Origin of the sequence: Kribbella ginsengisoli, assembly GCF_039537185.1 — a bacterium.
GTDB lineage: Bacteria > Actinomycetota > Actinomycetes > Propionibacteriales > Kribbellaceae > Kribbella > Kribbella koreensis.
In genome coordinates this window covers 606,284-628,169 of sequence record NZ_BAABAA010000001.1, presented here as the reverse complement: position 1 = coordinate 628,169, position 21,886 = coordinate 606,284, and the positions used below count along the sequence as shown (strand labels likewise).

The 21,886-nt window shown below is 68.4% G+C and carries 22 protein-coding genes; 16 read left to right on the top strand and 6 right to left on the bottom strand.

Annotated elements, in window-relative coordinates:
• Positions 1–111 precede the first annotated feature (111 nt).
• Positions 112–978, top strand: a complete 867-nt coding sequence (locus ABD768_RS02745; RefSeq protein ID WP_343979142.1) for a phosphotransferase enzyme family protein — start codon at positions 112–114, stop codon at positions 976–978.
• On the opposite strand, the gene ABD768_RS02740 is transcribed toward ABD768_RS02745, so the two are convergent.
• Positions 975–1,490, bottom strand: coding sequence for a hypothetical protein (locus ABD768_RS02740; protein WP_344836934.1), 516 nt, complete (start codon positions 1,488–1,490; stop codon positions 975–977). The genes ABD768_RS02745 and ABD768_RS02740 overlap by 4 nt on opposite strands.
• A gap of 86 nt (positions 1,491–1,576) precedes the next feature.
• Positions 1,577–2,092 (bottom strand): DUF2087 domain-containing protein, encoded by a 516-nt coding sequence (locus tag ABD768_RS02735; RefSeq protein WP_343979148.1) that lies wholly within the window; start codon positions 2,090–2,092, stop codon positions 1,577–1,579.
• A 57-nt stretch (positions 2,093–2,149) separates the two neighbouring features.
• Between ABD768_RS02735 and ABD768_RS02730 the strand changes: the two genes are divergently transcribed.
• The 5 genes from ABD768_RS02730 (at position 2,150) to ABD768_RS02710 (ending at position 8,061) form a co-directional block, all read left to right on the top strand.
• Positions 2,150–3,196 (top strand): P1 family peptidase, encoded by a 1,047-nt coding sequence (locus tag ABD768_RS02730; protein ID WP_344836931.1) that lies wholly within the window; start codon positions 2,150–2,152, stop codon positions 3,194–3,196.
• A gap of 449 nt (positions 3,197–3,645) precedes the next feature.
• Positions 3,646–4,302 carry an ABC transporter ATP-binding protein gene (locus ABD768_RS02725; protein WP_344836928.1) on the top strand — a complete coding sequence of 219 codons (657 nt, stop codon included), beginning with the start codon at positions 3,646–3,648 and terminating at the stop codon, positions 4,300–4,302.
• Between the two features lie 43 nt (positions 4,303–4,345).
• Positions 4,346–6,247, top strand: coding sequence for an FtsX-like permease family protein (locus ABD768_RS02720; RefSeq protein ID WP_344836925.1), 1,902 nt, complete (start codon positions 4,346–4,348; stop codon positions 6,245–6,247).
• A 67-nt stretch (positions 6,248–6,314) separates the two neighbouring features.
• The gene (locus ABD768_RS02715; RefSeq protein ID WP_343979159.1) at positions 6,315–6,935 is read left to right on the top strand and encodes a DUF5998 family protein; all 621 of its coding nucleotides are present in this window, start codon (positions 6,315–6,317) and stop codon (positions 6,933–6,935) included.
• A 4-nt stretch (positions 6,936–6,939) separates the two neighbouring features.
• Positions 6,940–8,061 carry an alkaline phosphatase family protein gene (locus ABD768_RS02710; RefSeq protein ID WP_344836923.1) on the top strand — a complete coding sequence of 374 codons (1,122 nt, stop codon included), beginning with the start codon at positions 6,940–6,942 and terminating at the stop codon, positions 8,059–8,061.
• On the opposite strand, the gene ABD768_RS02705 is transcribed toward ABD768_RS02710, so the two are convergent.
• Positions 8,058–9,674 carry a S8 family peptidase gene (locus ABD768_RS02705; protein WP_344836921.1) on the bottom strand — a complete coding sequence of 539 codons (1,617 nt, stop codon included), beginning with the start codon at positions 9,672–9,674 and terminating at the stop codon, positions 8,058–8,060. The genes ABD768_RS02710 and ABD768_RS02705 overlap by 4 nt on opposite strands.
• Before the next feature lie 120 nt (positions 9,675–9,794).
• Here ABD768_RS02705 and ABD768_RS02700 point away from each other — a divergent pair, with 120 nt between their 5' ends.
• Positions 9,795–10,445 carry a thymidine kinase gene (locus tag ABD768_RS02700; protein ID WP_343979169.1) on the top strand — a complete coding sequence of 217 codons (651 nt, stop codon included), beginning with the start codon at positions 9,795–9,797 and terminating at the stop codon, positions 10,443–10,445.
• On the top strand, positions 10,442–11,281 hold the full coding sequence (locus ABD768_RS02695; protein WP_344836918.1) for a sulfurtransferase: 840 nt from the start codon (positions 10,442–10,444) through the stop codon (positions 11,279–11,281). The genes ABD768_RS02700 and ABD768_RS02695 overlap by 4 nt, the downstream gene beginning before the upstream one ends.
• Before the next feature lie 23 nt (positions 11,282–11,304).
• Here the strand turns inward: ABD768_RS02695 and ABD768_RS02690 are convergent, their stop codons facing one another.
• On the bottom strand, positions 11,305–11,601 hold the full coding sequence (locus tag ABD768_RS02690) for a hypothetical protein (protein WP_344836916.1): 297 nt from the start codon (positions 11,599–11,601) through the stop codon (positions 11,305–11,307).
• 151 nt (positions 11,602–11,752) lie between these two features.
• Here ABD768_RS02690 and ABD768_RS02685 point away from each other — a divergent pair, with 151 nt between their 5' ends.
• Genes ABD768_RS02685 through ABD768_RS02650 form a run of 8 tightly spaced genes read left to right on the top strand, consistent with a single transcriptional unit; the run spans position 11,753 to position 19,852 of the window.
• Positions 11,753–13,135, top strand: coding sequence for an ABC transporter substrate-binding protein (locus ABD768_RS02685; protein WP_344836913.1), 1,383 nt, complete (start codon positions 11,753–11,755; stop codon positions 13,133–13,135).
• A 4-nt stretch (positions 13,136–13,139) separates the two neighbouring features.
• Positions 13,140–14,075, top strand: coding sequence for a carbohydrate ABC transporter permease (locus ABD768_RS02680; RefSeq protein WP_344836910.1), 936 nt, complete (start codon positions 13,140–13,142; stop codon positions 14,073–14,075).
• Positions 14,072–14,962 (top strand): carbohydrate ABC transporter permease, encoded by an 891-nt coding sequence (locus ABD768_RS02675; protein ID WP_343979183.1) that lies wholly within the window; start codon positions 14,072–14,074, stop codon positions 14,960–14,962. Before ABD768_RS02680 ends, ABD768_RS02675 begins: the two co-directional genes overlap by 4 nt.
• Entirely contained in the window at positions 14,959–15,837 is an 879-nt protein-coding gene (locus tag ABD768_RS02670) for an NAD-dependent epimerase/dehydratase family protein (RefSeq protein WP_344836907.1), read from the top strand. The genes ABD768_RS02675 and ABD768_RS02670 overlap by 4 nt, the downstream gene beginning before the upstream one ends.
• Positions 15,838–17,103, top strand: a complete 1,266-nt coding sequence (locus tag ABD768_RS02665; protein WP_343979189.1) for an enolase C-terminal domain-like protein — start codon at positions 15,838–15,840, stop codon at positions 17,101–17,103.
• Complete coding sequence (locus tag ABD768_RS02660) at positions 17,100–17,963, top strand: sugar phosphate isomerase/epimerase family protein (RefSeq protein ID WP_344836904.1); 864 nt, start codon at positions 17,100–17,102, stop codon at positions 17,961–17,963. Before ABD768_RS02665 ends, ABD768_RS02660 begins: the two co-directional genes overlap by 4 nt.
• Positions 17,964–18,017: 54 nt before the next feature.
• On the top strand, positions 18,018–19,292 hold the full coding sequence (locus ABD768_RS02655; protein ID WP_344836901.1) for an ROK family transcriptional regulator: 1,275 nt from the start codon (positions 18,018–18,020) through the stop codon (positions 19,290–19,292).
• Positions 19,289–19,852, top strand: a complete 564-nt coding sequence (locus ABD768_RS02650; protein ID WP_344836899.1) for a GNAT family N-acetyltransferase — start codon at positions 19,289–19,291, stop codon at positions 19,850–19,852. Before ABD768_RS02655 ends, ABD768_RS02650 begins: the two co-directional genes overlap by 4 nt.
• Here the strand turns inward: ABD768_RS02650 and ABD768_RS02645 are convergent, their stop codons facing one another.
• Both ABD768_RS02645 and ABD768_RS02640 read right to left on the bottom strand, forming a co-directional pair.
• Complete coding sequence (locus ABD768_RS02645) at positions 19,853–20,713, bottom strand: sigma-70 family RNA polymerase sigma factor (RefSeq protein WP_344836896.1); 861 nt, start codon at positions 20,711–20,713, stop codon at positions 19,853–19,855.
• A gap of 63 nt (positions 20,714–20,776) precedes the next feature.
• Entirely contained in the window at positions 20,777–21,871 is a 1,095-nt protein-coding gene (locus ABD768_RS02640; protein WP_344836894.1) for a Gfo/Idh/MocA family protein, read from the bottom strand.
• Between the last annotated feature and the right edge of the window lie 15 nt (positions 21,872–21,886).

Genomic DNA, 21,886 nt, shown 5'->3' with positions numbered 1-21,886 from the left:
GCGAGTGACCCTGCCACGAAAGAAGGTAGTGGTGTGGAGATCGCCGCTCACCTTGCCGAGTCATTCGAGATCGGATGGGTGACAGGGTGGCATGAGGTCGCGCGTGGAGCGATGGGAGCTATCTGGCGGCTGGAAACGTCAGCCGGAGTGTTCGCTGCGAAGAACCTGTTCTGGGCCCAAGGTGATGCGGCGTCTCTTCAGACCGAGGTGGCCTTCCGGGCGGCGTGTGCGGAGGCTGGAGTGCGGAGTCCGTTGCCGCTGGTGGCGGTCGACGGGCAGTACGTCGTACAGGTCGGTGATGAGCGGTGGCGGATGTACGAGTGGGTCGACGGCGAGGTCCCGCACTGGCAGGATGCCGAGACAGCCGCTTGGCTTGCCGAGCAGATGGCGGTGATCCACGCTCTCGACTGGCCCGGAGGCTCAACTGAGGTTGTGCCCTGGTACCACCGGGTCGACGTTGACTGGCCGTCGCTGTTCGATGCGGCGGAGACCGCACAGGTCGAGTGGGCGGCGGCCCTCACCAAACTGCACCCACGACTGGACGAACTCACCGCTCTCGTCAACACCGCGCCGATCGGCGACCAGGTCTGGTGTCACCGCGACCTCAGAAACGCGAATGTGCTCCGCTCCGCCACCCGCAACTACCTGGTCGACTGGGACAACGTCGGCACCCTGGCCCCTTGGCGAGAGCTGGGCGCACTGCTGATGCACCACCTCGACCAGCCCAAGAACCTCCGCCAAATCATCATCGCCTACCGAACCGCGGGCGGCCCCGCAAACCTCGACGGCCCGGCCGGTTTCGCGACCGGCGTGGCGATCTCCCTCAACTTCCTCCACGGCCAGGCAAGCGCGGCGCTGGATGTCGGCCTGGCCGACGAGCATCGAGCATTCGCTGCTCGTCAGGTCGCTGACCTGCTCATCTCGCTACCGACCCTCGACTTGCTCGAGCAAGCCGCCGGCGTGGTCCGCTCCACCTAGCCCTGCGGGGCCGCGGCGTCGGGGCGACGGAGGCTGCGGGTGATCAATCCGCCGATCACCAAGCAGCCACCAACGAACAGACCGGCCGCCATCGTGATCAACCCCGCGGTGCTGTGTGGCTTGCTGCTCTCCCCGTGGTTCCGGCTGATGCGCTCCGAAAGGTCCGTCAGCCGACGCTGGTCCGCCTTGTCGACGGTGCCATCGCTCGCCAGCTCCGTGACCAGGTTGACGGCCTCCTCGAGCTCGTCACCGCTGAACCCGTCAACCCCGACAAACCCGCTCCCCTCGCACAGCGAGATGGTGCCGCCGTCCTTGAAGACAAGGTGACGGCTGTCGGTACACATCACCTCGTGCGTGCCGTTGTAGCTGACGGTATGGACCTGCCGCTCGCCCAAGCCGAACAGCCCGACATACACCCCCCCACCAATCGCCAGCAGACACAGCCCAGCCATACCGATCACCACCACCCGGCGCCAGACCAACCGCCCCGACACACCCGCCGAATTCTCCATCCCCGAAGTCAACCGCCTGCCTACCCCCGCAAACGCCCAATAGCAGCTTTAGGCCAGCCAGCTACCAGACATCACCGACCGAGGGGTTATCCGGTGGGCCGGTGGTAGATGCCGTCGGTTCGGGTGAGGAGGCGGTTGTCGACCAGGAGGCGGCGGAGGGCTGCGTGGTCTTCGTGCCACGTGTTGAGGATCGTGTTGACCTCGGACTCCGGGTAGGCGCGGTTCGGCTCGAAGGACTGCACCAAGTACTCGAGCACGATGCGGGTTTTGGCGGGGAAGGTGGGGAAGTGGGTCAGCCGGCCGTCGCGGATGAAGGCGCGCAGGACGGCGTCGCGGGCCGGATCGGGGTCGAGTGGTTCGACCTCGCGGCGACCGCTGCGGGCGACCTCCTTGAAGACGTCCTCGACCGCATGGAACCCATCGGCAGTCGCTGTGAGCAAGCCGGTCTTGATCAGGCGCTGGGCCGACTTGCCGACGACCGCGGGGGAGAGGCCGGTGGCTGCTGCGATCTGGTCCGGCGTACGGGCGCCGAGGACGACGGCGGAGTACGTGCGCAAGCGAGACGGTTCGGCCAAGGAACCACAGAGCAGGTCGGCATTCATACTGTCCAACGTAATGTCGGCAGCAACTGAATTTCGCTGTGGTGCTAGACAGTTCCCATGACGAGTGAGCAGCCGCAGCCCGGTCCGCACAACGCGATCACCGACGTCCCCGGCGTACTGGTCGGTCAGGTCGAGCGCACCGACGCGCCATACCTGACCGGTACTACGGTCATCCATGTCCCCGACACCGCAGTAGCCGGCGTCGACGTCCGCGGTGGCGCCCCCGGCACTCGCGAGACCGACCTGCTCGATCCGGTCAACTCCAATGCCGGCGTGAACGCGATCGTGCTCACCGGCGGCAGCGCGTACGGGCTCGACGCGGCCACCGGTGTGATGGCGGCACTCGAAGAGCGCGGGCAGGGCGTGCGCGTCGGGGCGGGGGAGAAGGACGTCGTACCGATCGTCCCGACCGCGGTGATCTTCGACCTCGGTCGCGGCGGTGGATTCCAGGCCAGGCCGACCGCGGACTGGGGACGCCAGGCGCTCGAGGCAGCCACCGACGGGCCGGTTGCTCAAGGCAACTATGGCGCCGGGGCGGGGGCGTATGTCGGCGGGCTCAAGGGCGGCGTCGGCTCGGCCAGTGTGCGCCTCGCGGACGGTACGACGGTCGGCGCGCTGGTGATCGTCAACGCCGCCGGCTCAGCCGTCGATCCGCAAGGACGCCTGTCGGCCGAGCGCTACGGCTTCCCAGGCGAGTTCCCCGTACTACGAACCCCCACCGACCCGCCCCCGGACCTCCCCGGCCGCATGCCCGGCATGAACACCGTCATCGCCGTAGTCGCCACCGACGCCTCCCTGGACAAGGCCGCCACCAAACGCATGGCGATGATCGCCCACGACGGCCTGGCCCGCGCGATCGACCCGATCCACACCCTGGTCGACGGCGACAGCATCTTCGCCCTGTCCACCGGCAAAGCAACACCACGCCTCGCCGTCACCGACCCAACCACCCTGCTCCAACTCGAAACCATCTTCGCCGCCGGCGCCCGCACCCTCACCCGAGCCATCGCCCACGCCGTCCTGTCCGCCCAAACGGTAGAAACCGCCACCGCCCGCACCCTCAGCTACCGAGACGCCTACCCCTCAGCCTTCCCAACCACCTAGCCCTCACCTCAACGGCGACCAACGCTGGCGACCTTGAACACCATCCGGTGACCTCGGACATGAAATAGCGTGTTCAAGCCCACCAGTTGGTGTTCAAGGTCGCCACAGCTCATCGGGTACGGCCGTGTACGACTCCGGTACTACGGAACGGGGCTCGCTGGCGCCGAAAGGCGCAGGGAAGACCGGTCCCGGGGCCGACGTACCAGCAGGCGGAACCCGGAAAGCTACCGGGTATGAGCTACCCAGGCGTCCCCAGCACCAACCAGAACCCCCAGCCCATCCCAGGCCGGCCCCCAGCCCCGCGGCCAACCGCCCAGCATCCGCACCATGCGCAGCCGTCTACGCAGCAGCTTGCTAGTCAGGGCAACCAGCATCCGGCGTCGCAGGCATACCCTCACGCCGCGCGGCATCCGGCGCCGCAGGCCGACCAGTACTCTGCCCAGCCGCCGGTGCTTGCCGGACGTGGACTCGTCAAGTACTACGGCGACGTAGTCGGCCTAGCCGGCGTTGACGTTCAGGTCCGTGCAGGGGAAGCCCTGGCGGTCATGGGCCCGTCCGGCAACGGTAAGACCACGCTGCTGCATGTGCTGGCCGGCATCCTCAGCCCCGACCAGGGCGAGGTCTGGCTAGGCAACGATCGAGTGGATCAGCTCAACGATGCAGCCCGCACCGTGCTGCGCCGTCGCCGCCTGGGCTTTGTCTTCCAAGACAATCAACTCCTCGCCGAGCTGCCCGCCGACGAGAACGTCGCACTCCCGCTCATGGTCGACGGCGTCTCCCGCCGCGAGGCCATCAAGCGTGCCCGCGCCACCCTCGCCCAGGTCGGCCTCGCCAACGAAGCCGGCCGCCGCCCCGGCGAACTCTCCGGCGGCCAGGCCCAACGCGTAGCCATCGCCCGAGCCCTGGTCGGCGAACCCCAAGCCGTCTTCGCCGACGAACCCACCGGCGCGCTCGACGCCGCCACCGGCGCCCAGGTGATCGACCTCCTGGTCGGCGCCGCCACCCACCGAGGCGCGGCGGTCGTAGTCGTCACCCACGACGACGCCGTAGCCGCCCGCTGCCACCGCGTACTCCGCATCGTCGACGGCCGGGTGAGCGACCGATGAGCCGCTGCGCCGACCTGCGGATCGACGGCAAAGGGAGCGACCGATGAATCCGATGACTGATCTGGGTCTGCGGTTCGTACGCCGCCCAGGCCCCGGCGGACGTGCGGCCAACCTGGCGGCCCTTGGCGCGACCGCGATCGTCGCTCTCCTCGTCACCTTCCTCATCGCCGGATCGCTCGGCCTGACCCATCGCTCCGACCGCATCGGCTGGCGTACCACCGACGACGGCGACCAGAAGACCGCCGTCGGCGTCGTCAACGAGATCGAGGACATGGCCGGCGGTATCCCGATCACCCGGTACGACGTCGCCATCAACAACCCGCAAAAGCAGGTCGCACCACCACCCGGCCTGGCCGCCGCGCCGAAACCCGGCGAGGTGTTCGTCTCGCCCGAGGTCGCCAAGCACTGGTCCGACGACCTGGCCAAGCGCTTCAACACGAAAACGCCGACCGGAGTCATCACCGACAAAGGCCTGTCCTCACCCAACGAGTGGGTGATCATCCACGGCGTCGAGAAGAACTCACCCGGCGTCGCCCCAACCGACCACCCGAAGTACCTCGACAGCTGGAACGGTAAAGCCCTCGATGAGCGCATGGCTGTCCTGCTGGTCCTCGTGGCGTTCGGCATCACCCTCGTCCTCTTCCCGCTCCTCAGCCTGGTCGGCCAAGCAGCAGGAGTCGCCGCCAAACGCCGCGAACACCGCCTAGCCGCACTAAGACTCGCGGGCGCAACCCGCAGCCAGGTCCTCTGGCTGAGCGCAGTAGAGCAAGCAGTACTCGGCCTGCTAGGCGCCATCGCCGGCCTGATCGGCTACACCCTGCTCACCCCGCTCATCGCCCGCATCCCGCTAGGCGGCGGCCGCTGGTACGTCCACGACCTCACCCCCAGCTGGTGGGTCGCACTGATCGTCCTGATCGCAGTACCGGTCCTCTCAGTGATCAGCGCGCTCATCGGCCTAGGCCGCGTCAGCATCACCCCGCTCGGCGTAGTCCGCGGTCAGACCAGGAAGGCAACGAGCGCACTCCGCCTGGGCCTGCTGGTCGTCGGCCCGATCATGCTCGCCATCCTCGGCACCGGCGGCGCGATCATCCCCCTGCTGATCGGCATCGGCCTGGCCGCCCTAGCGGTCCGAATCGTCGGCCCGTTCGCAGTACAGCTCATCGGCAAGTTCATGGCCCGTACTGCGAAAGGCCCCGTCGCCCTCCTGGCTGGCCGACGCCTCGCCGACGACCCCAAAGCAGCGTTCCGCCCGGTCGCCGCGCTGGTCCTGAGCGGCTTCGTCACCGGATTCCTCGCCCTGTTCATGCCGTACGGAATGAACAGCACCGCCGCGGACCAAGCCTTCGAGTTCAGCCCGAAGCAAGGACAAGTAGCCGCCGTCGCCAAGGACGCCAGACAATTGCTGGCAGACGCGAAGATCAGCGGCAAGGTCACTACCGACGACCACTCGGTGATCATCTCCATCCCACCTGCCGACCATGAGAAGGCCCGCACAGCCCTCTACAACCTCGTACCCGGCAAAGTCCCGCTCACCAACGCCGAGCGCGACGAGCAGGACGCCGGGATGTACAAGGACCTGAGACTCGGCGTCGCCCTCCTGCTCGGCCTGGTCTTCGTCACCGGCGCAGCATCCACAGCGGCCGGTGCAGTCGGCACCGCACTCGACCAGGCCGGCCCTGCGAAGGCCCTCAGGCGGTCCGGCGTACCACTCAAGGTGATCGAACGATCCGCCCGCCTCGCGGCCGTCGTACCGGTCATCGGGGTCGGTCTCCCGGTCGTCGGATTCGGAGCGCTGACCGGGCTCGCGTTGAGCGGTGGCGAGGTGCTCACCAAGGGGAGCTCGGGCGTCATCCTGCTCGGTGCCCAGGTGATCATCGGCCTCGTCCTGGTCGCCGTCGCCGGTGCCGCGGGCGCGCCGGTACTGCGCAAAGCCAGCGTCGGCTGACCCCGGACGCACAACTGTCCACAGCCACCAATCGGGCTCCGGGCCCGGCGCATGCAAGGATGAGGTCATGCGTGACCTGAATGCGCCGGTCCCGGAGCTCGTGGACGTCGCGTCCGACCTTCGCGACGCGATCGACCGGTGCGGCTACTACCCAGACGTTGTGACGGACTCTCTCGCCGTGGCCATCGCCGGCGAACCGATCCGGGCTTTCGTGCTGCAACACGAGCCGACCTTCGACCGCGACGAGGTCCGGCGCCACATCACCATCCTGGCGCTGACCCCGAGCCGGCTGATCGTCGGCCATACCGACGAGCATGCCGCCGACGACCTGATCCGGGCGCCCTACGCGTCCACCTCGACCGAGGCGATCCCGCTCAACCGGGTGAACGCGGTCGTGGTGAACCGGGTCGTGCCGAACCCGGCCGGCTACGGCGCCGCCGGCGGCAAGGGCGAGCCGGTGGCGGGCGGCGAGGTCGTACTGACCATCGGCTGGGGCATGGTGAACCGGATCGACCTCGAGCCGGCCGTCTGTGCCGACCCGAACTGCGAGGCCGACCACGGCTACACCGGTTCCGTCGCCGCCGACGACATCTCGCTGCGGATCTCGGCCGCCGCGGACGGCCCGGCGGGGATTCAGCAGGTGCTCGACTTCGCTTCGGCGCTCTCGTTCGCGACGACCAGTAGGTAGTGCGGTGGCCGACCCGACGCCCGTCCTCCCTGCATACGGCGGCGGGTCCCTCGCAGACGTGCTGCCCTCCGTTGCCGGTGCCCTCGCGGTCCCCGGCGAGCAGAACGTGCTCGACTTGCCACCCTCACCCCGGTACGCCGTATTGCTCCTCGACGGCCTCGGCTGGAACCTCCTCCGCCGCAACGCGGAGACGGCGCCCTATCTCTCGTCGCTGGCCGCCCGCAGCCTGACCGCCGGAGTCCCGTCGACGACGGCCGCAAGCCTGACCAGCCTCGGCACCGGACTCCCACCGGGCGCGCACGGAATCGTCGGCTACACGTCGATCGTGCCCGAGACGGGTGCGCTGCTGAACGCGTTGCAGTGGGACGCTCCGGTCGACCCACGCCGCTGGCAACCGCATCAGACCGTGTTCGAGCGGGTCGCAGCGGCTGGTGTCGCGACTCGTAACGTCAGCAAGGCGCGTTTCGACAGCTCCGGACTGACCGCGGCAGCGTTCCGGGGCAGCAAGCATCGCGGCGCCGACACCATCGAGGACCGCCTCGACGCGACCCGATTCGCCAGCCGCGAAGGCTCTTCCTCGCTCGTCTACGTCTACGACTCGCAACTCGACTACACCGGGCACGGGCAGGGGAGTGAGTCGTGGCAGTGGCGCAAGGAGCTCGCTGCGGCTGACGCCTTCGCCAGCCAGGTCAGGTCGGCGTTGCCGCGTGACGCAGTACTGGTCGTCGTCGCCGATCACGGCATGATCGACGTCGCCCCCGAGAACCGGGTCGACCTCGACTCCGAGCCGGCGCTGACGGATGGCGTGCGCGTCATCGGCGGGGAGTCCCGCTTCAGGCACCTGTACTGCGTCGACGGCGCGGCTGACGACGTACTGGCGACCTACCGGGAGCGCGTGGGTGACAAAGCCCTCGTGCTCAGCCGGGACGAAGCGGTCGGACGCGGCTGGTTCGGCGAGGTCGAGGAGCGAGTCGAGCCACGGCTCGGCGACGTCATCGTCGCCTCACTGGGACCGATCGCGCTGGTCGCCGGCCGACGTTATCCGCAGGAGGCCGGACTGATCGGCCTGCACGGATCGCTCACCGACGACGAGATGCTCATCCCGCTGCTGATCGACGCGGGCTAGAAGCTCCACACGTTCCAGTAGAAGCTCGCTTCCGCGGTCTTCGCGTCCGCGTCCCTGGCTGTCACGGTCACCTTGTACCGCCCCGCACCCGGTGTGAGGACGCCGACGATCCAGCCGCGCTCGCGGTCGATGCTGAGGCCGGGCGGCAAGCCGGTGGCGGTGTAGCTGATCGAGCCCTCGCTGCTCATCCCCTTGAGCAGCAAGGGAACCGCGGGTGCGCCGCCGAACCCGATCTGCTCGCCAGGCTTGGTGATGGTCACGCCTGACGCCGGTGCCTTGCTCGACGCGCCGACAGCTTTGGCCGCGTCGACGAGGCCCTCGCCGTAAAACGAGTTCAGCGTGTCGGGTCCCTTGCAGACAGCTCCTGCTGCCGCCGGGCAAGCGATGTCATCGGCCTGCGCGGCGAGTCTGGCGCGCACCTGCTCGGGCGTCAGCTTGGGATTCGCGCTGCGGAGCAACGCGGCCACACCGGCCACGTGCGGCGACGCCATCGACGTACCGTCCAGAGACTGGTATCCGCCGCCTGGGACGGTCGAGTAGACGTCCTGGCCGGGCGCCGCGATCTTAATCTTGCCTTCGCCGTAGTTGGAGAAGCTCGCTTTGGTTCCCTGCGGGCTGAGCGCGGAGACGACGATCACGTCCGGCAGCTCGGTCGGCAGGCTGATGCACTGGGTGGTGACGGAGCGGGCGGCGGGAGTCGAGTCGTTCGGGCTGCTCGAGTCGGTGGTCTTGTTGGCGAGGTCGGTGTTCTCGTTGCCCGCGGCGGCGACGTTCACGACGCCCTTGGAGTCGGCGTACGCGACAGCGCGGCGTACCGCTTCCTGGATCGCGTCCTGGTCGGGGTCGGTCGGGCAGAGGAACATCCACGGGTCGACGTAGTAGCTGTTGTTGGTGACCGAGACGCCCTTGTCGGCGGCGAAGACGAACGCGCAGACGGTGTTCTCGGGGAAGAACAGCTGCTGCCCCTCGGGCTCGGCGACCCGGATCGACGAGACCTTCACACCCGGCGCGACGCCGGTCATGCCCTTGCCGTCCTTGGCTGCGGCGATCGTGCCGGCGACGTGGGTGCCGTGCTCGGCGACCGGCCTCCAGGCACCCGGCCTGATGTCGGCCTTGCCGTAGGCGCAGGACGCCGACTTGCTCGCGTCGAAGTTCGCCTTCAGATCCTGGTGCTGGTCGTCGACGCCGGTGTCGAGCACGCCGACGGTGATCGACTTCGATCCCGGGTTCACCGCCCAGGCCTTGTCGGCGCCGATCATCGCCATATCGGGCCGGACCTGGTCGGGCGCGTTGTCCGGATGCTCGACCGGCGCCGGCGGGATCGCCGGATTGGCGACGGCGGGCGGGAGATCCGACGTACGGGTCGCCCCGACCTTCTGCACACCTTTCACCGTCCGCATCGCGCCGGCGAACCCGGCGTTGGCCGAGTGCACGACAAGCACGCCGATGGCGTCGTACGCCGCGTAGATGGTCCCCGCGTTGGCCGCTACCCCGGCCGCCACTGCTGCGGTCTGCTTGGGCGCGGTGATCACGAAGTACGCACGCAGCCCCGCCTCGACCCGCAGTGGAGCCGCCATCGACTGAACGGCCGTACCAGCGAGAGTCAGCCACACCGTAAGAACCAGAACCAGAGCTTTGCGCACGCCCAAGTAGACCCCGCCGACCCCGCAGAACAAAAGCCGACGCACCCCGGCATACCTGCCCGGCAGGCGACTTTGGCAGGATGAGCGCTCGTGGCTGAGCTGCTCTACTTCACCGGGACCATGGACTGCGGCAAGTCGACGCTGGCGCTCCAGATGGATCACAACCACGCGGCCCGTGGGCGGCTGGGGAGGATTTTCACCAGCAACGACCGGGCCGGCGAGTCCGTACTGTCGTCGCGGCTGGGGCTGGAGGCCGAGGCGATCGAGGTCAAACCCGACTTCGACTTCTGGCAGTACGTCGTCGACGAGCTGACCCAGGGTGGGCGGATCGACTACGTGGTCGCCGACGAGGCGCAGTTCTACCAGGCGGAGCAGGTGGATCAGCTCGCCCGGCTGGTCGACGAGTTGCAGATCGATGTCTTCTGCTTCGGCATCCTGACCGACTTCCGGGCGACTCTGTTTCCCGGCTCGGCCCGGCTGGTCGAGCTGGCCGACCGGATGGAGCTGTTGCAGGTCGAGGCGTTGTGCTGGTGCGGTGAGCGTGCCACCCACAACGCCCGTACGGTCGGTGGTGAGATGGTCACCGAAGGCGAGCAACTGGTCGTCGGGGACATGGTCACCAACGCGGCCCAGGTCGCCTACGAGGTGCTCTGCCGTCGCCATCACCGGCGCCGGCTGACTGCCGCGCGTGCTCGTGCCACCCTGTCACCCGAGGTACTCCCGTTCGGAGGCGCACTGTGAACCCGCTGATCTCTGCCGACTCGTTGCTCGCGGCTACCACCAGGCCGGTACTGATCGACGTCACCTGGAACCTCTCGGTACCGTCCGGCCCGCCCGCGCCTCCCGGTCGCGACGCCTACGCAGCCGGTCACCTCCCCGGCGCGTACTACGTCGACCTCGACGCCGAGCTGGCCGGCCCGCCCGGCGACGGCGGACGCCATCCGTTGCCCTCAGCAACAACTGTCGAGGCGGCGCTGCGCCGGGCCGGTGTCTGCGAGGACACCCCGGTGGTCGTCTACGACGCCGCGAACTCGATGGCTGCCGCCCGCGCCTGGTGGATCTTCCGGTACTTCGGTGTGCGCGACGTCCGTGTTCTCGACGGCGGCTTCGCGGCCTGGCGGGCTGCCGGGGGAGAGGTCACCACCGACGTACCCGCGGACGGCAACGGCACCTTCACCGCCTCGCCCGGCCACGTCCCGATGCTCGACGCCGAGAGCGCCGCCAAACTGGCCTCCACCGGTGTCCTCCTGGACGCCCGCGCCCCCGAACGCTTCGCCGGCGAAACCGAACCGATCGACAAGGTCGCCGGCCACATCCCCGGCGCCGTCAACGCCCCCACCACCGCCAACGTCACCCCCGACGGCCATTTCCTCCCCGCAGCCGACCTCCAGGCCCGCTTCACCGCCCTGGGCGCCGACGGTTCGACGGCGGTCGGCGCGTACTGCGGCTCCGGCGTAACCGCAGCCCACGAAGCCCTGGCCCTCCAAGTAGCCGGCATCGGAGCCGCCGTCTACGTCGGCTCCTGGTCCGAATGGATCACCGACCCCGACCGCCCCATCGCCACCGGCACCGCCTGACCGACCCGCCAACCGCCAGGCCATCAAACGCAGGCCAGGCAGCCTCGCCGCGCCGAGCTCCACCCACAGCGGCCGCCCATTGATGGCCTGGCGGTCGGCCGCGCCGCAGTTCCACGCCGGGGCGGGCTGCGGTTAGTAGGCGTGCCCAGGCGGCGGCGACCGGACCGCCGTCTTCGGCGATGACTCCGAAGTCGCCAGGCGTGGTCTTCGCCGGACAGCTGCTCCAGGGTGAAGCGGGGCTGGCCGTCCCAGTTGTACGCCTCGAGCAGCATCTGCTCCAGGAACCCGCGGTCGTCGGCTGTCGCCGGTCTGATCAACACCTCGCCATCTTCTCCCGAACCGTGATCAGCCCGGGGATTGATAAAGTAACACGCATGGTTTAACTTACTCGAAATTGGGCTTCTGTGGCCCAGACCACACCCCTGGACCGCCCGGTACGCAGGGGTGTACCCGGAAACCTGAGGAGTTCCGATGACGAGAACGGCACGGTTTGCCGCGACGTGTGCGTCGGCCGCCCTGCTGCTGGCGACGGCAGCCTGCGCGGACGGCACCGACCCGTCGGCGAGTAGTAGCGGCGGCGCGATCGACGAGAACGCACCCGTCACCATCACGGTGGGGAACAAGCCCAAGCCGGACAAGCCGGCCGACGTCGCCGCCTTCGAGCGCAACGTCAAGAAGTTCACCGACGCACACCCGAACATCACGGTGAAGTCGACCGAGACGTCGTGGGACCCGCAGACCTTCCAAGCTCAGGTGGCAGGTGGCTCGCTCCCGACCGTGATGAGTATCAGCTTCACCGAGCCGCTGAACATGATCCCGAACAAGCAGCTGCCCGACATCACCGACGAGCTCAAGCTCGTCGACATGACCAAGGACCTCAACCCCGAGACGCTCAAGCTGGTCCAGGACGCCAACGGCCGGATCTACGGCGTCCCGTTCGAGGCGTTCTCGGTCGGCCTGGCCTACAACCGCGCGCTGTTCAAGCAGGCCGGCCTCGACCCGGACAAGCCGCCGACGACCTGGGACGAGGTCCGGCAGTACGCCAAGCAGATCACCGAGAAGACCGGCAAGGCCGGCTACGCGCAGCTGACCAAGGACAACACCGGTGGCTGGATGCTCACCACGATGACCTACAGCATGGGCGGCAAGGTCCAGAGCGACGACGGCAAGAAGAGCGTCTTCAACGACGCGCCGACCAAGAAGGCGCTGCAGCTGCTGAAGGACATGCGCTGGATCGACAACACGATGGGCACCAACTTCCTCTACAACCAGGAGGAGGCGCGCCAGGACTTCGCGGCCGGCAAGATCGGGATGATCATGCAGGCGCCGGACGCCTACGACATGGCGGTGAAGAACTTCGGCATGAAGCCCGCCGACTTCGGCGAGGGCGCGCTGCCGCAGGACGGCGGACCGTTCGGCACGCTGACCGGTGGCTCGATCAAGATGATCAACCCGAAGTCGACCAAGAACGAGATCGTCGCCGCGCTGAAGTGGATCAAGTCGCAGGAGTTCGACAAGTACACGTCCGAGGCGCTGGCCGTCCAGGACGCCAAGAACGCGATCTCCGACAAGGGCTTCGTCGGCCGTCCCGGGGTCACCCCGCTGAGCCAGGCGACCTACGACCAGTACAACAAGTGGCGTGAGCCCTACAACAACGTGCCGGTGAAGCAGTTCCAGGGCTACATCGACTCGACCAAGACGCTCAAGCTGCTGCCCGAGCCGTCGAACAAGGGCCAGGAGGTCTACGCGCTGCTCGACCCGGTCGTCCAGCAGGTGCTGACCAAGAAGGACGCGGACATCGACAAGTTACTCTCCGAAGCCTCCTCGAAGATCGACGCCCGCTTGTCCAGGTAGTCCGATGGCTGTCCTGACGAGAACCCCCGCCGCCCCACGCACGACCGCGCAGTCCGGCCGGAGCCTGACCACCTGGTTTCGCTCCGGCGGGCTGAGCGCCATCGTCTTCGCGCTGCCCCTGGTACTGACCTTCCTGTACTTCTCCTGGGGCCCGATCGTGCGCGGGCTGGTGCTGTCGTTGCAGAAGACCAACCTGGTCACCCCGGCCGAGTGGGTCGGGATGTCCAACTTCAGCTACGTGCTGACCGACCCGCAGTTGCCGCAAGCAACGATCAACACCCTGTACTTCGCCCTGCTGGCGTTGATCTTCGGCTTCCCGGTGCCGCTGTTCCTGGCGGTCTTCATCAGCGAACTGCGCAAGACCGGGTGGCTCTACAACGTGATCTCGTACCTGCCGGCGGTCGTCCCGCCGGTGGTCGCGATCCTGTTGTGGAAGTACTTCTACGACCCCGGCTCCGGTGTCTTCAACGCGATCCTCGGCTGGTTCGGCCTCGGCCCGTACGCCTGGCTGAACTCGCCCAACCTGGCGATGCCGGCGATCGTGCTGGAGGCGACCTGGGCCGGCGCCGGGGCCACCTCGATCATCTACCTGGCGGCGCTCACCGGCGTACGCAACGAGCTGTACGAGGCGGCCGAGCTGGACGGCGCCGGGATCTGGCGCCGGGTCTGGCACGTCACGATCCCGCAGATCCGCGGAATCATCCTGATCATGATGCTGCTGCAGCTGATCGGGACGTTCCAGGTCTTCACCGAGCCGTTCCTGTTCACCGGCGGCGGCCCGGACAACGCGACCACCACGATCCTGCTGCTGATCTACCGGTACGCGTTCATCAACGGCGACTTCGGTGCCGCCACGGCGCTCAGCGTGCTGCTCGCGCTGGTGCTGTGCGTGCTGTCGGTCGTCTACCACTTCCTCACCAGACGTTGGAGCACGACATGACGGCGGAGGCGCCCGAGCGCGGGATCATCTCGTCCATGGACCGGCGCCGGCCGCTGGTCCGGTACGGGCTGCCGATCATCCAGGTCTTGCTGTTCATCGGCGTCGTCATCGCCGGCGTCGGCCCGTTGCTGTGGCTGCTGAAGTCCGGGTTGTCGACCAGCCAGGACATCCTGCGCGGGCCGATGCAGTTGTGGCCGAGTGGGATCCAGTGGCACAACGTGCCGGACGCGTGGAACCAGGTCCAGATCGGCTCGTACCTGGGCAACACCGCGATCATCGCGATCGGCTCGCTGCTGTCCACGTTGTTCGTCTGTACGACGGGCGCCTTCGTGCTCAGCGTGCTGCGCCCGAAGTGGGGACCCGTGATCACCGGCCTGGTGCTGGCCACGTTGTTCCTGCCTGGCGTGATCTCGCTGGTCCCGCTGTACCTGACCATCCTCAAGATGCCGGTGTTCGGCTGGAACCTGCAGAACACGTTCTGGGCGGTCTGGCTGCCACAAGCGGCCGGCGCGTTCAACATCTTGGTGATGAAGCGGTACTTCGACGCGATCCCGCGCGAGCTGATCGAGGCGGCGCGGATCGACGGGGCCAGCAACCTGCGGCTGTTCACGGCTCTGATCCTGCCGATGTCGAAGCCGATCATCGGAGTGGTCGCACTGCTCACCGTGATCGGTTCGTGGAAGGACTACCTCTGGCCGCTGCTGGTGCTGCCCGATCCGAAGCTGCAGCCGATCTCGGTCGCCCTGCCGCGGGTCCAGAAGACGACTGATCTCTCCTTGCAGATGAGCGCTTTGTTCCTGGCGGTCCTGATCCCCGTGGTGCTGTTCTTGATCTTCCAGAAGCAGTTCCTGCGCGGTGTCGGGATGTCAGGAGGAATCAAGGAATGACGTCTTCTCTCAATGGTCGCCGCGTCCTCGTCACGGGCGCGGCGGGCCGGATAGGCCTGGTCACCACACGTCATCTGACGGAGCTCGGCGCGCTGGTGACAGCGATGGAGCTCGTCGAGCATGACGAGCTGAAGGCCGACCGGATCGTGATCGGCGACACCAGGTCGGAGGACGACGTGGCGAAGGCGCTCGACGGCGTCGATACCGTCGTCCACCTGGCCGCTCTGGCGCACCCGTCGGCCGGTACGCCGTACGAGGTCTACACCACCAATGTCGTGTCGACCTTCAACGTGCTGGCCCAGGCGGGCGCGGCCGGGATCAAGCGGGCGGTCGTCGCCAGCAGCATCAATGCGTTCGGCGTGCCGTTCAACCCGGCCGATATCCGGCCGGCCTACTACCCGCTCGACGAGAAGATTCCGGCCGACGTCGCCGACTGGTACTCCCTGTCGAAACAGAACGACGAGAACACCTGCCGGATGGCCTGGCGCCGCTGGGGCATCGACGTGGTCGCGTTCCGCTTCCCGCATGTGAACTCGGCCGAGGTGCTCGAGCGGGTCGCGAACGGCTTCGTCGAAGATCCGGCGCCGGGCGTCCGGGAGGGCTGGTCCTACCTCGACACCCGCGACGCGGCGTACGCGATCGAGTTGGGGCTGACGGCGAAGCTGTCCGGCGCCCACGTCTTCTTCGCCGCGGCCAGTACCACCAACGCGCCGTACGAGACCGAGGCTCTGCTCGACAAGTACGCGCCCGGCGTGCCGCGCCTGCGGCGGTTCGTCGGGCGCGAAGTACCGATCGACCTGACCGCGATCCGGACCGTGCTCGGCTTCCAGGCTCGCCACGAGCTCGACCTCCCCACCAAAACTCTGGAGACCTGAATGGCGCACGAGACCCCCGCCACCTTCGCCCAGCCCTGGCCGGTCCGCGACGACATCCGGATCCGCGCGGTGCAGGCGATCGTCACTGCGCCGCAGGGCATCCCCCTGGTGGTGGTGAAGATCGACACCACCGAGCCAGGCCTGTACGGACTCGGCTGCGCCACCTTCACGCAACGCTGGAAGGCCGTGAAGACCTTCGTCGACGAGCACCTCGCCCGGCTGCTGATCGGCCGGTACCCGGGCGACATCGGCGACTTGGTCCGACTGGCCGGGTTCTCCGGCTACTGGCGCGGCGGACCGGTCACCAACAACGCCATCTCCGGTATCGACCAGGCGCTCTGGGACATCGCGGGCAAGCGGGCCGGCATGCCGGTCTACGAGTTGCTCGGCGGCAAGGTCCGCGCCGCGGCCGACACCTATATCCACGCCGGCGGCATCACCATCGAGCAGACGCTGGAGCAGGCGAAGGAGTTCGTCGCGCAGGGCTGGCGCCACATCCGGCTGCAGGTGTCCACGCCGGGCGGCGGCGGGTACGGGGCTCCGCGACTCGCGACGCTCTACCCGGAAGCGCCCTACCGCAACGGCTGGAGCGCGCGCGACTACCTCCGTACTACGCCCGACCTGTTCGCCGCGGCTCGTCAGTCGTTGCCGGACAACATCGAGCTGCTGCATGACGTGCATTCGCGGCTGACGCCCAAGGAAGCCGTGTTGCTCGCCCGGTCGCTCGAACCGTACCGGCTGTTCTTCCTCGAAGACGTCCTGCCGCCGGAGCACTGGGATCGACTGCCGGAGGTCCGGGCCGCGTCGCCGGTGCCGCTGGCGGTCGGTGAGCTGACGACGTCGATGGGCGACGCGGTACGGCTGGTCCGCGACGGTGGCGTCGACTTCATCCGCTCGCACGTCTCCGACATCGGCGGGCTCACCGCGGCACGCAAGGTCGCGGATCTCGCTGAGCTGTGCGGAGTGAAGACCGCCTGGCACGGGCCGGGGGACACCTCGCCGATCGGTGCCGCGGCCAATGTCGCGCTCGACGTCAGTTCTGTTGCCTTCGGCATCCAAGAGGGGCACATCTACAACGACGCCACCCATGAGGTGTTCCCGGGCACGCTGCGGATCGAGGACGGCTGGCTGCGGCCGAACGAGACTCCGGGCTGGGGCATCGACATCGACCTCGAGGCGGCCGCGCAGTACCCGGCGGAGTTGTCCGGGCATGACGAGTGGGCGGCCGGCGTACGGCGTATCGACGGGGCCCTGGAGGCGCCGTGAAGTTCGCCGTGTTCACCGATTCGACGCCGGAGTGGGCTCCTGAGGAGGCCGCGAAGATCCTGGCCGAGCAGGGCTGGCACGGGATCGAGTGGCGGATCACGGACCCGGTGGAGTCGTCGCGGCCCACGTTCTGGGCGGGGAACCGCGCGACGTGGCCGCTGACCGGACTCGAGGCCCACCTCGGCGACATCCGCTCGGTCACCCAGTCGGCCGGGTTGGCGATGCCTGCGCTCGGTGGGTATGTGACGCCGAGGCAGCGTGAGGACGCCGAGCGGATGCTGGCCGCGGCGGCTGCGCTCGACGCCGGGCAGGTCCGCTTCCTCGGAGTGAACACGGAGAAGGGCCAGTCGTATCGGGAGGCGTTCGCGGCGTACCGGGCTGACTGGGAGTGGCTCGAGGGCCGCGCCCGGCATCACGGCGTACGGGCGTTGCTCGAGTTGCACCACGAGAGCCTGACCGCGAGCGCGTCCGCGGCGCGGAGGCTGGTGGAGGGGCTCGATCCACGGTACGTCGGGGTGCTGCACGACATCGGCAACACGGTGATCGAAGGCTGGGAGGAGCCGGCCCACGCGCTCGACCTGCTCGGTGAGTACCTTGCGCACGTACACGTCAAAAACGTGGCATTTCACCTCTCCGGCGTGCAAAACGACGGCACCCTGCGGTGGGAACCGAAATGGGTGCCGCTGCGCGAAGGGCGGGCCGACCTGGCGGAATTCTTCAAAGCACTGGCCGTGGCCGGCTACGCCAGCTGGGTGACGGTCGAGGATTTCTCCGTCGCCTTGCCACTGGCCGAAAGAACGGCGGCGAACCTGGAATACCTGACCGGCCTGGCGAGGGCTGCGGGGTACGATCTCGGCTAGTTCGGGGCGGAATTCGGTGAACGGGGAAAGTAATGCAGACAGAGGAGGTGGGCGATGGTCACGCCAGAGACTGACTCGGCGGTGCTCGACGAGCCGACGCGTTCCGGTGCGAACCAGTACGACCTCGGCTCCTTCAACGAGGCCGTGATCATCGAGACGATCCGGCTGGCCGGCATCATCAGCCGGACGGAGATCTCCCGGCGGACCGGGCTGACCCAGCAATCGGTGTCGCGGATCCTGCGCGTCCTGCTGCAGCAGGGACTGCTCGTCGAGGAGGCGCAGGAGCGCGCCGAGCGGCTCGGCAAACCCCGTACTCCGGTGCGGCTGCGCTCGAACGCGGCCCATGCCGTCGGCATCCACATCGACCCCGAGCTGCTCACCGTCGCGGTGGTCGATCTGGACGGCACGATCGTGCGCCGGGAGACGGTCGACCTGCCGGCCGATCTCGACGCGGTCCGCCTGGTCGACCTGGCGGCGGCGACCGTGACAGCGGCCCTGAGCATCAGCCAGGTGGACGTGAACTCCATGCTGGGCGTGGGGGTCGCGGTGCCCGGGCCGATCAACGCCGACGGCACCTTGCTCGACCTCCCGCTGCAGCCGGCCTGGCGTGGACTGAAGATCCGGCACCTCCTGCAGGGCAAGCTGAACCACCCGGTCCTGGTCGAGAAGGACGGCACCGCGGCGGCGATCGGCGAGCGCTGGATCGGCCGCTCCGCGCGGGCCCGCGACTTCGCCTACCTGTACGTCGGCAGCGGGGTCGGCAGCGGCCTGATCCTGAACGGCTCGATCTATCGCGGGCTGACCGCGAACGCCGGCGAGTTCGGCCAGCTGTGCGCGCTGAAGATGGGCGAGTGGGACGAGCAGACCGGCCCGAAGATGATGGCCGAATGCAATCCGACCGCCGGGCTGCCGGTGATCGCGGCCGGCTTCGGATATGTCGAGACCGACAGCAGCGCGAACGACGAGGCAAAGCGCTACAAAGCGGTCTGCAAAGCCGCCGCGAACGGTGACGCCGCGGCCCAGAAGGCGGTCACCCAGGTCGCATCGGTGATTGCGCAGGGTGCGGTCGGCCTGGTCGATCTACTCGATATCGATTTGATCGTGCTCGGCGGCCCGGCGTTCGAAAAGGAAATCGCCGGGGTGTTCCTTTCCGAAATCAGCCGGGCGGTGAATTCGCACCCGATCGCGAAAGGCACCCGGACGGTCGCGGTGGAGGAGTCGATGCTGCAGGCCGACGCGGCCGCGGTCGGCGCCGCCTCGACGATCTTCCACGACGCCTTCACCCCGCGGGTCGGAGGTTCCAGCCAGGCTCGTAGGCTGCCGAAGTGACCCTGGACAGACCCCTCACTGACGATGTCGAGATGCGAGTGGCGACGCTTGACGATGCCGCCGCCTTCGCCGAGGCGCAGGTCCGCAATCGCGAGCACCTGAAGCCGTGGGAACCGGTCCGGTCGGACCGCTGGTTCACCACGGCCGGCCAGGTTGACCGGCTCGGCCAGCAGCTCGAGCGCTACCAGCGGGCTGAGGTCGTGCCCTGGTTCCTGTTCCAGGGCGACCGGGTGGTGGGCGCGATGACGCTGACCGACATCGTGCCCGGCCCGTTCCGGAGTGCGAGCCTCGGCTACTGGATCGACGCCGACATGCTGGGCAAGGGCCTCGCGACGATCGCAGTACAGGCAGTGGCCGAGGCCGCCGACAAGGAACTGCTCCTGCACCGGATCGAGGCCAGCACCCTCACCCACAACCTGCCCTCGCAGAAGGTGTTGAGGAAGGCCGGCTTCAGCCAGATCGGCACCGCTCCCGACTATCTCCACATCGACGGCGCCTGGCGCGACTGCCACCTCTTCCAGCGCATCCTCAACACCAGGCTGCCCGGCACCAAGCCCTGATCACACCGTGAGTACCGCCAGGTCCAGCTGCTCCAGACGGGCCGGATCGGTCACGATGTCGATCTCGCGGATCGTGCGGCCGTCGATCGTGAAGCGGATGGCTCGTTCCAGGTGGCCCGCGGGTGCGACCACGAACCCGACAGCGCCGTCCACCAACGCCAGGTGAGCAGACGGCGCACTGGCTGCCGCCGCAGCGAGCGCACCACTAGCGGCACTCTTCGCGCCGCGGATCGCGCGGGTGACTCCGCCGATGTCGGTGCGGACGAGCACCTCGGGGTCGAGCACCTCGAGCAACGCCTCGAAGTCACCCTCACGGGCAGCAGCCAGGAAGGCTTCGATGACCTCGCGTTGAGCGACCTGATCGGCCTCGGCGACCACCGTCCGGCCCTGAACCCGGCGGCGAGCCCGGCTGGCGAGTTGCCTGGCCGCGACCGGCGTACGGTCCACAATCGGCGCGATCTCCTCGAACGGCACCGCGAAGAGGTCGTGCAACACGAACGTCAGCCGCTCGGCCGGAGTCAGCGTCTCCAGTACAACCAGCAACGCAACCCCGACCGAATCAGCCAGCAGCGCCTCGCGCTCCGGATCGACCGCACCGAGTGCGGGCGGCGCCTCGTCGAGCGACCGCTCGTGCCGCGCCCGCCGGGCCTGCAACTGGTCCAGACAGATCCGCGACACCACAGTCGTCAACCAGCCACCGAGGTTGTCGATCCCCTCCGCACCGGCCCGATTCAGCCGTAGCCAGGCTTCTTGCACGGCGTCATCGGCCTCAGCGCCGGATCCGAGCATCCGGTAGGCCACCCCGCGCAGTTGCGCCCGCTGCTCCTCGAACCGCTGGGCCAGCCACTCGTTGTCGTTCATCAGCATCCTCAGCTCGTCGGCACCGTCACCTGTCTGACTGTGCCGACGGCCGAAGTGTGACAGTCAGGCCGGTGGCAGCCGGATTCCGCGGCTGACGTCGACGTCGTCGTAGCGGCCTTCGAGGACGTCGACGAACCTGACCGGGCGCTGCAGGGTCGAGGCGATGTAGACCGCGCGGACGGTCGCCAGCGCGTCGATCGCGTCGTGGACGGTGATACCGGGCTGTTCGCCGTTGCCGATGGCGCTGAAGATGTCGTCGTACTGCGCAACGTGACCGCCCGGCCGCTCGGCGTCGATGGGCTGGTCGTCCTTCGAGCCGTCCACGTTGAACCGGCGGAGCAGGTCGTCCTCGACCTCCGCGCCGCCCTCTGTGCCGTGGACCGAGACGCGGGTGCGGCCGCCGGGGAAAGCCGCTGTCGTCGCGTGCAGGGTGGCGACCGAGCCGTTCTCGAAGGTCAGGGTCGCGACGACGGTGTCCTCGACCTCGATCTCGTGGTGGGCCGCGCGGAGCACCTGGGCCTGGATGTTGACCGGGCGGCCCATGAACCACAGCAGCAGGTCGACCGTGTGGACGCCCTGGTTCATGAGTGCGCCGCCGCCGTCCTGGGCCCAGGTGCCGCGCCAGCCGGCGGAGGCGTAGTACTCGTCGCTCCGCCACCAGGCGACCGTCGCGACGGCTGAGGTGAGCTGGCCGAAGCGGCCGGCCTTGATCGCCTCGGAGACCTGGGCGCTGCCCGGGTCGAACCGGTGCTGGCTGATCACCGACGAGACGACGCCGTGGCCGGCCGCCCGGGTGGCCGCCGCGCCGAGACGGCGGGCCCGGGGGAGGTCGACGTCGAGCGGCTTCTCGATCACGACGTGCTTCTTCTCGTTGAGCGCCTGCTCGGCGAGCGCGGCGTGCGTGCCGCTCGGCGTGCAGATCGCGACGAGCGAGATGTCCGAACCCGACAGGGCCGCACCGAGATCGCCGTACACCTTCGGCTCCGGCTGCCCGGCCTCCCTCAGCCGGACGGCCAGTGCTTCGGCGGCAGCGGTGTCGCCGTCGACCAGTGCGGTGACCGAGGCATCCGGCCGGGCCGCGATGGTGTCGGCGTGGGTGCGGCCGATGATCCCGCAGCCCACGATGGCGACCTGGTGTGTGTTCGTCGAGTCAGACATCTCGCCCTTTCGGTC

Coding starts and splice junctions, on each gene's coding strand:
- ABD768_RS02745 (WP_343979142.1), top strand. CDS start 112: ATGGGAGCTATCTGGCGGCTGGAAACGTCAGCCGGAGTGTTCGCTGCG.
- ABD768_RS02740 (WP_344836934.1), bottom strand. CDS start 1,490: ATGGAGAATTCGGCGGGTGTGTCGGGGCGGTTGGTCTGGCGCCGGGTG.
- ABD768_RS02735 (WP_343979148.1), bottom strand. CDS start 2,092: ATGAATGCCGACCTGCTCTGTGGTTCCTTGGCCGAACCGTCTCGCTTG.
- ABD768_RS02730 (WP_344836931.1), top strand. CDS start 2,150: ATGACGAGTGAGCAGCCGCAGCCCGGTCCGCACAACGCGATCACCGAC.
- ABD768_RS02720 (WP_344836925.1), top strand. CDS start 4,346: ATGAATCCGATGACTGATCTGGGTCTGCGGTTCGTACGCCGCCCAGGC.
- ABD768_RS02715 (WP_343979159.1), top strand. CDS start 6,315: ATGCGTGACCTGAATGCGCCGGTCCCGGAGCTCGTGGACGTCGCGTCC.
- ABD768_RS02685 (WP_344836913.1), top strand. CDS start 11,753: ATGACGAGAACGGCACGGTTTGCCGCGACGTGTGCGTCGGCCGCCCTG.
- ABD768_RS02680 (WP_344836910.1), top strand. CDS start 13,140: ATGGCTGTCCTGACGAGAACCCCCGCCGCCCCACGCACGACCGCGCAG.
- ABD768_RS02675 (WP_343979183.1), top strand. CDS start 14,072: ATGACGGCGGAGGCGCCCGAGCGCGGGATCATCTCGTCCATGGACCGG.
- ABD768_RS02670 (WP_344836907.1), top strand. CDS start 14,959: ATGACGTCTTCTCTCAATGGTCGCCGCGTCCTCGTCACGGGCGCGGCG.
- ABD768_RS02665 (WP_343979189.1), top strand. CDS start 15,838: ATGGCGCACGAGACCCCCGCCACCTTCGCCCAGCCCTGGCCGGTCCGC.
- ABD768_RS02655 (WP_344836901.1), top strand. CDS start 18,018: ATGGTCACGCCAGAGACTGACTCGGCGGTGCTCGACGAGCCGACGCGT.
- ABD768_RS02645 (WP_344836896.1), bottom strand. CDS start 20,713: ATGAACGACAACGAGTGGCTGGCCCAGCGGTTCGAGGAGCAGCGGGCG.
- ABD768_RS02640 (WP_344836894.1), bottom strand. CDS start 21,871: ATGTCTGACTCGACGAACACACACCAGGTCGCCATCGTGGGCTGCGGG.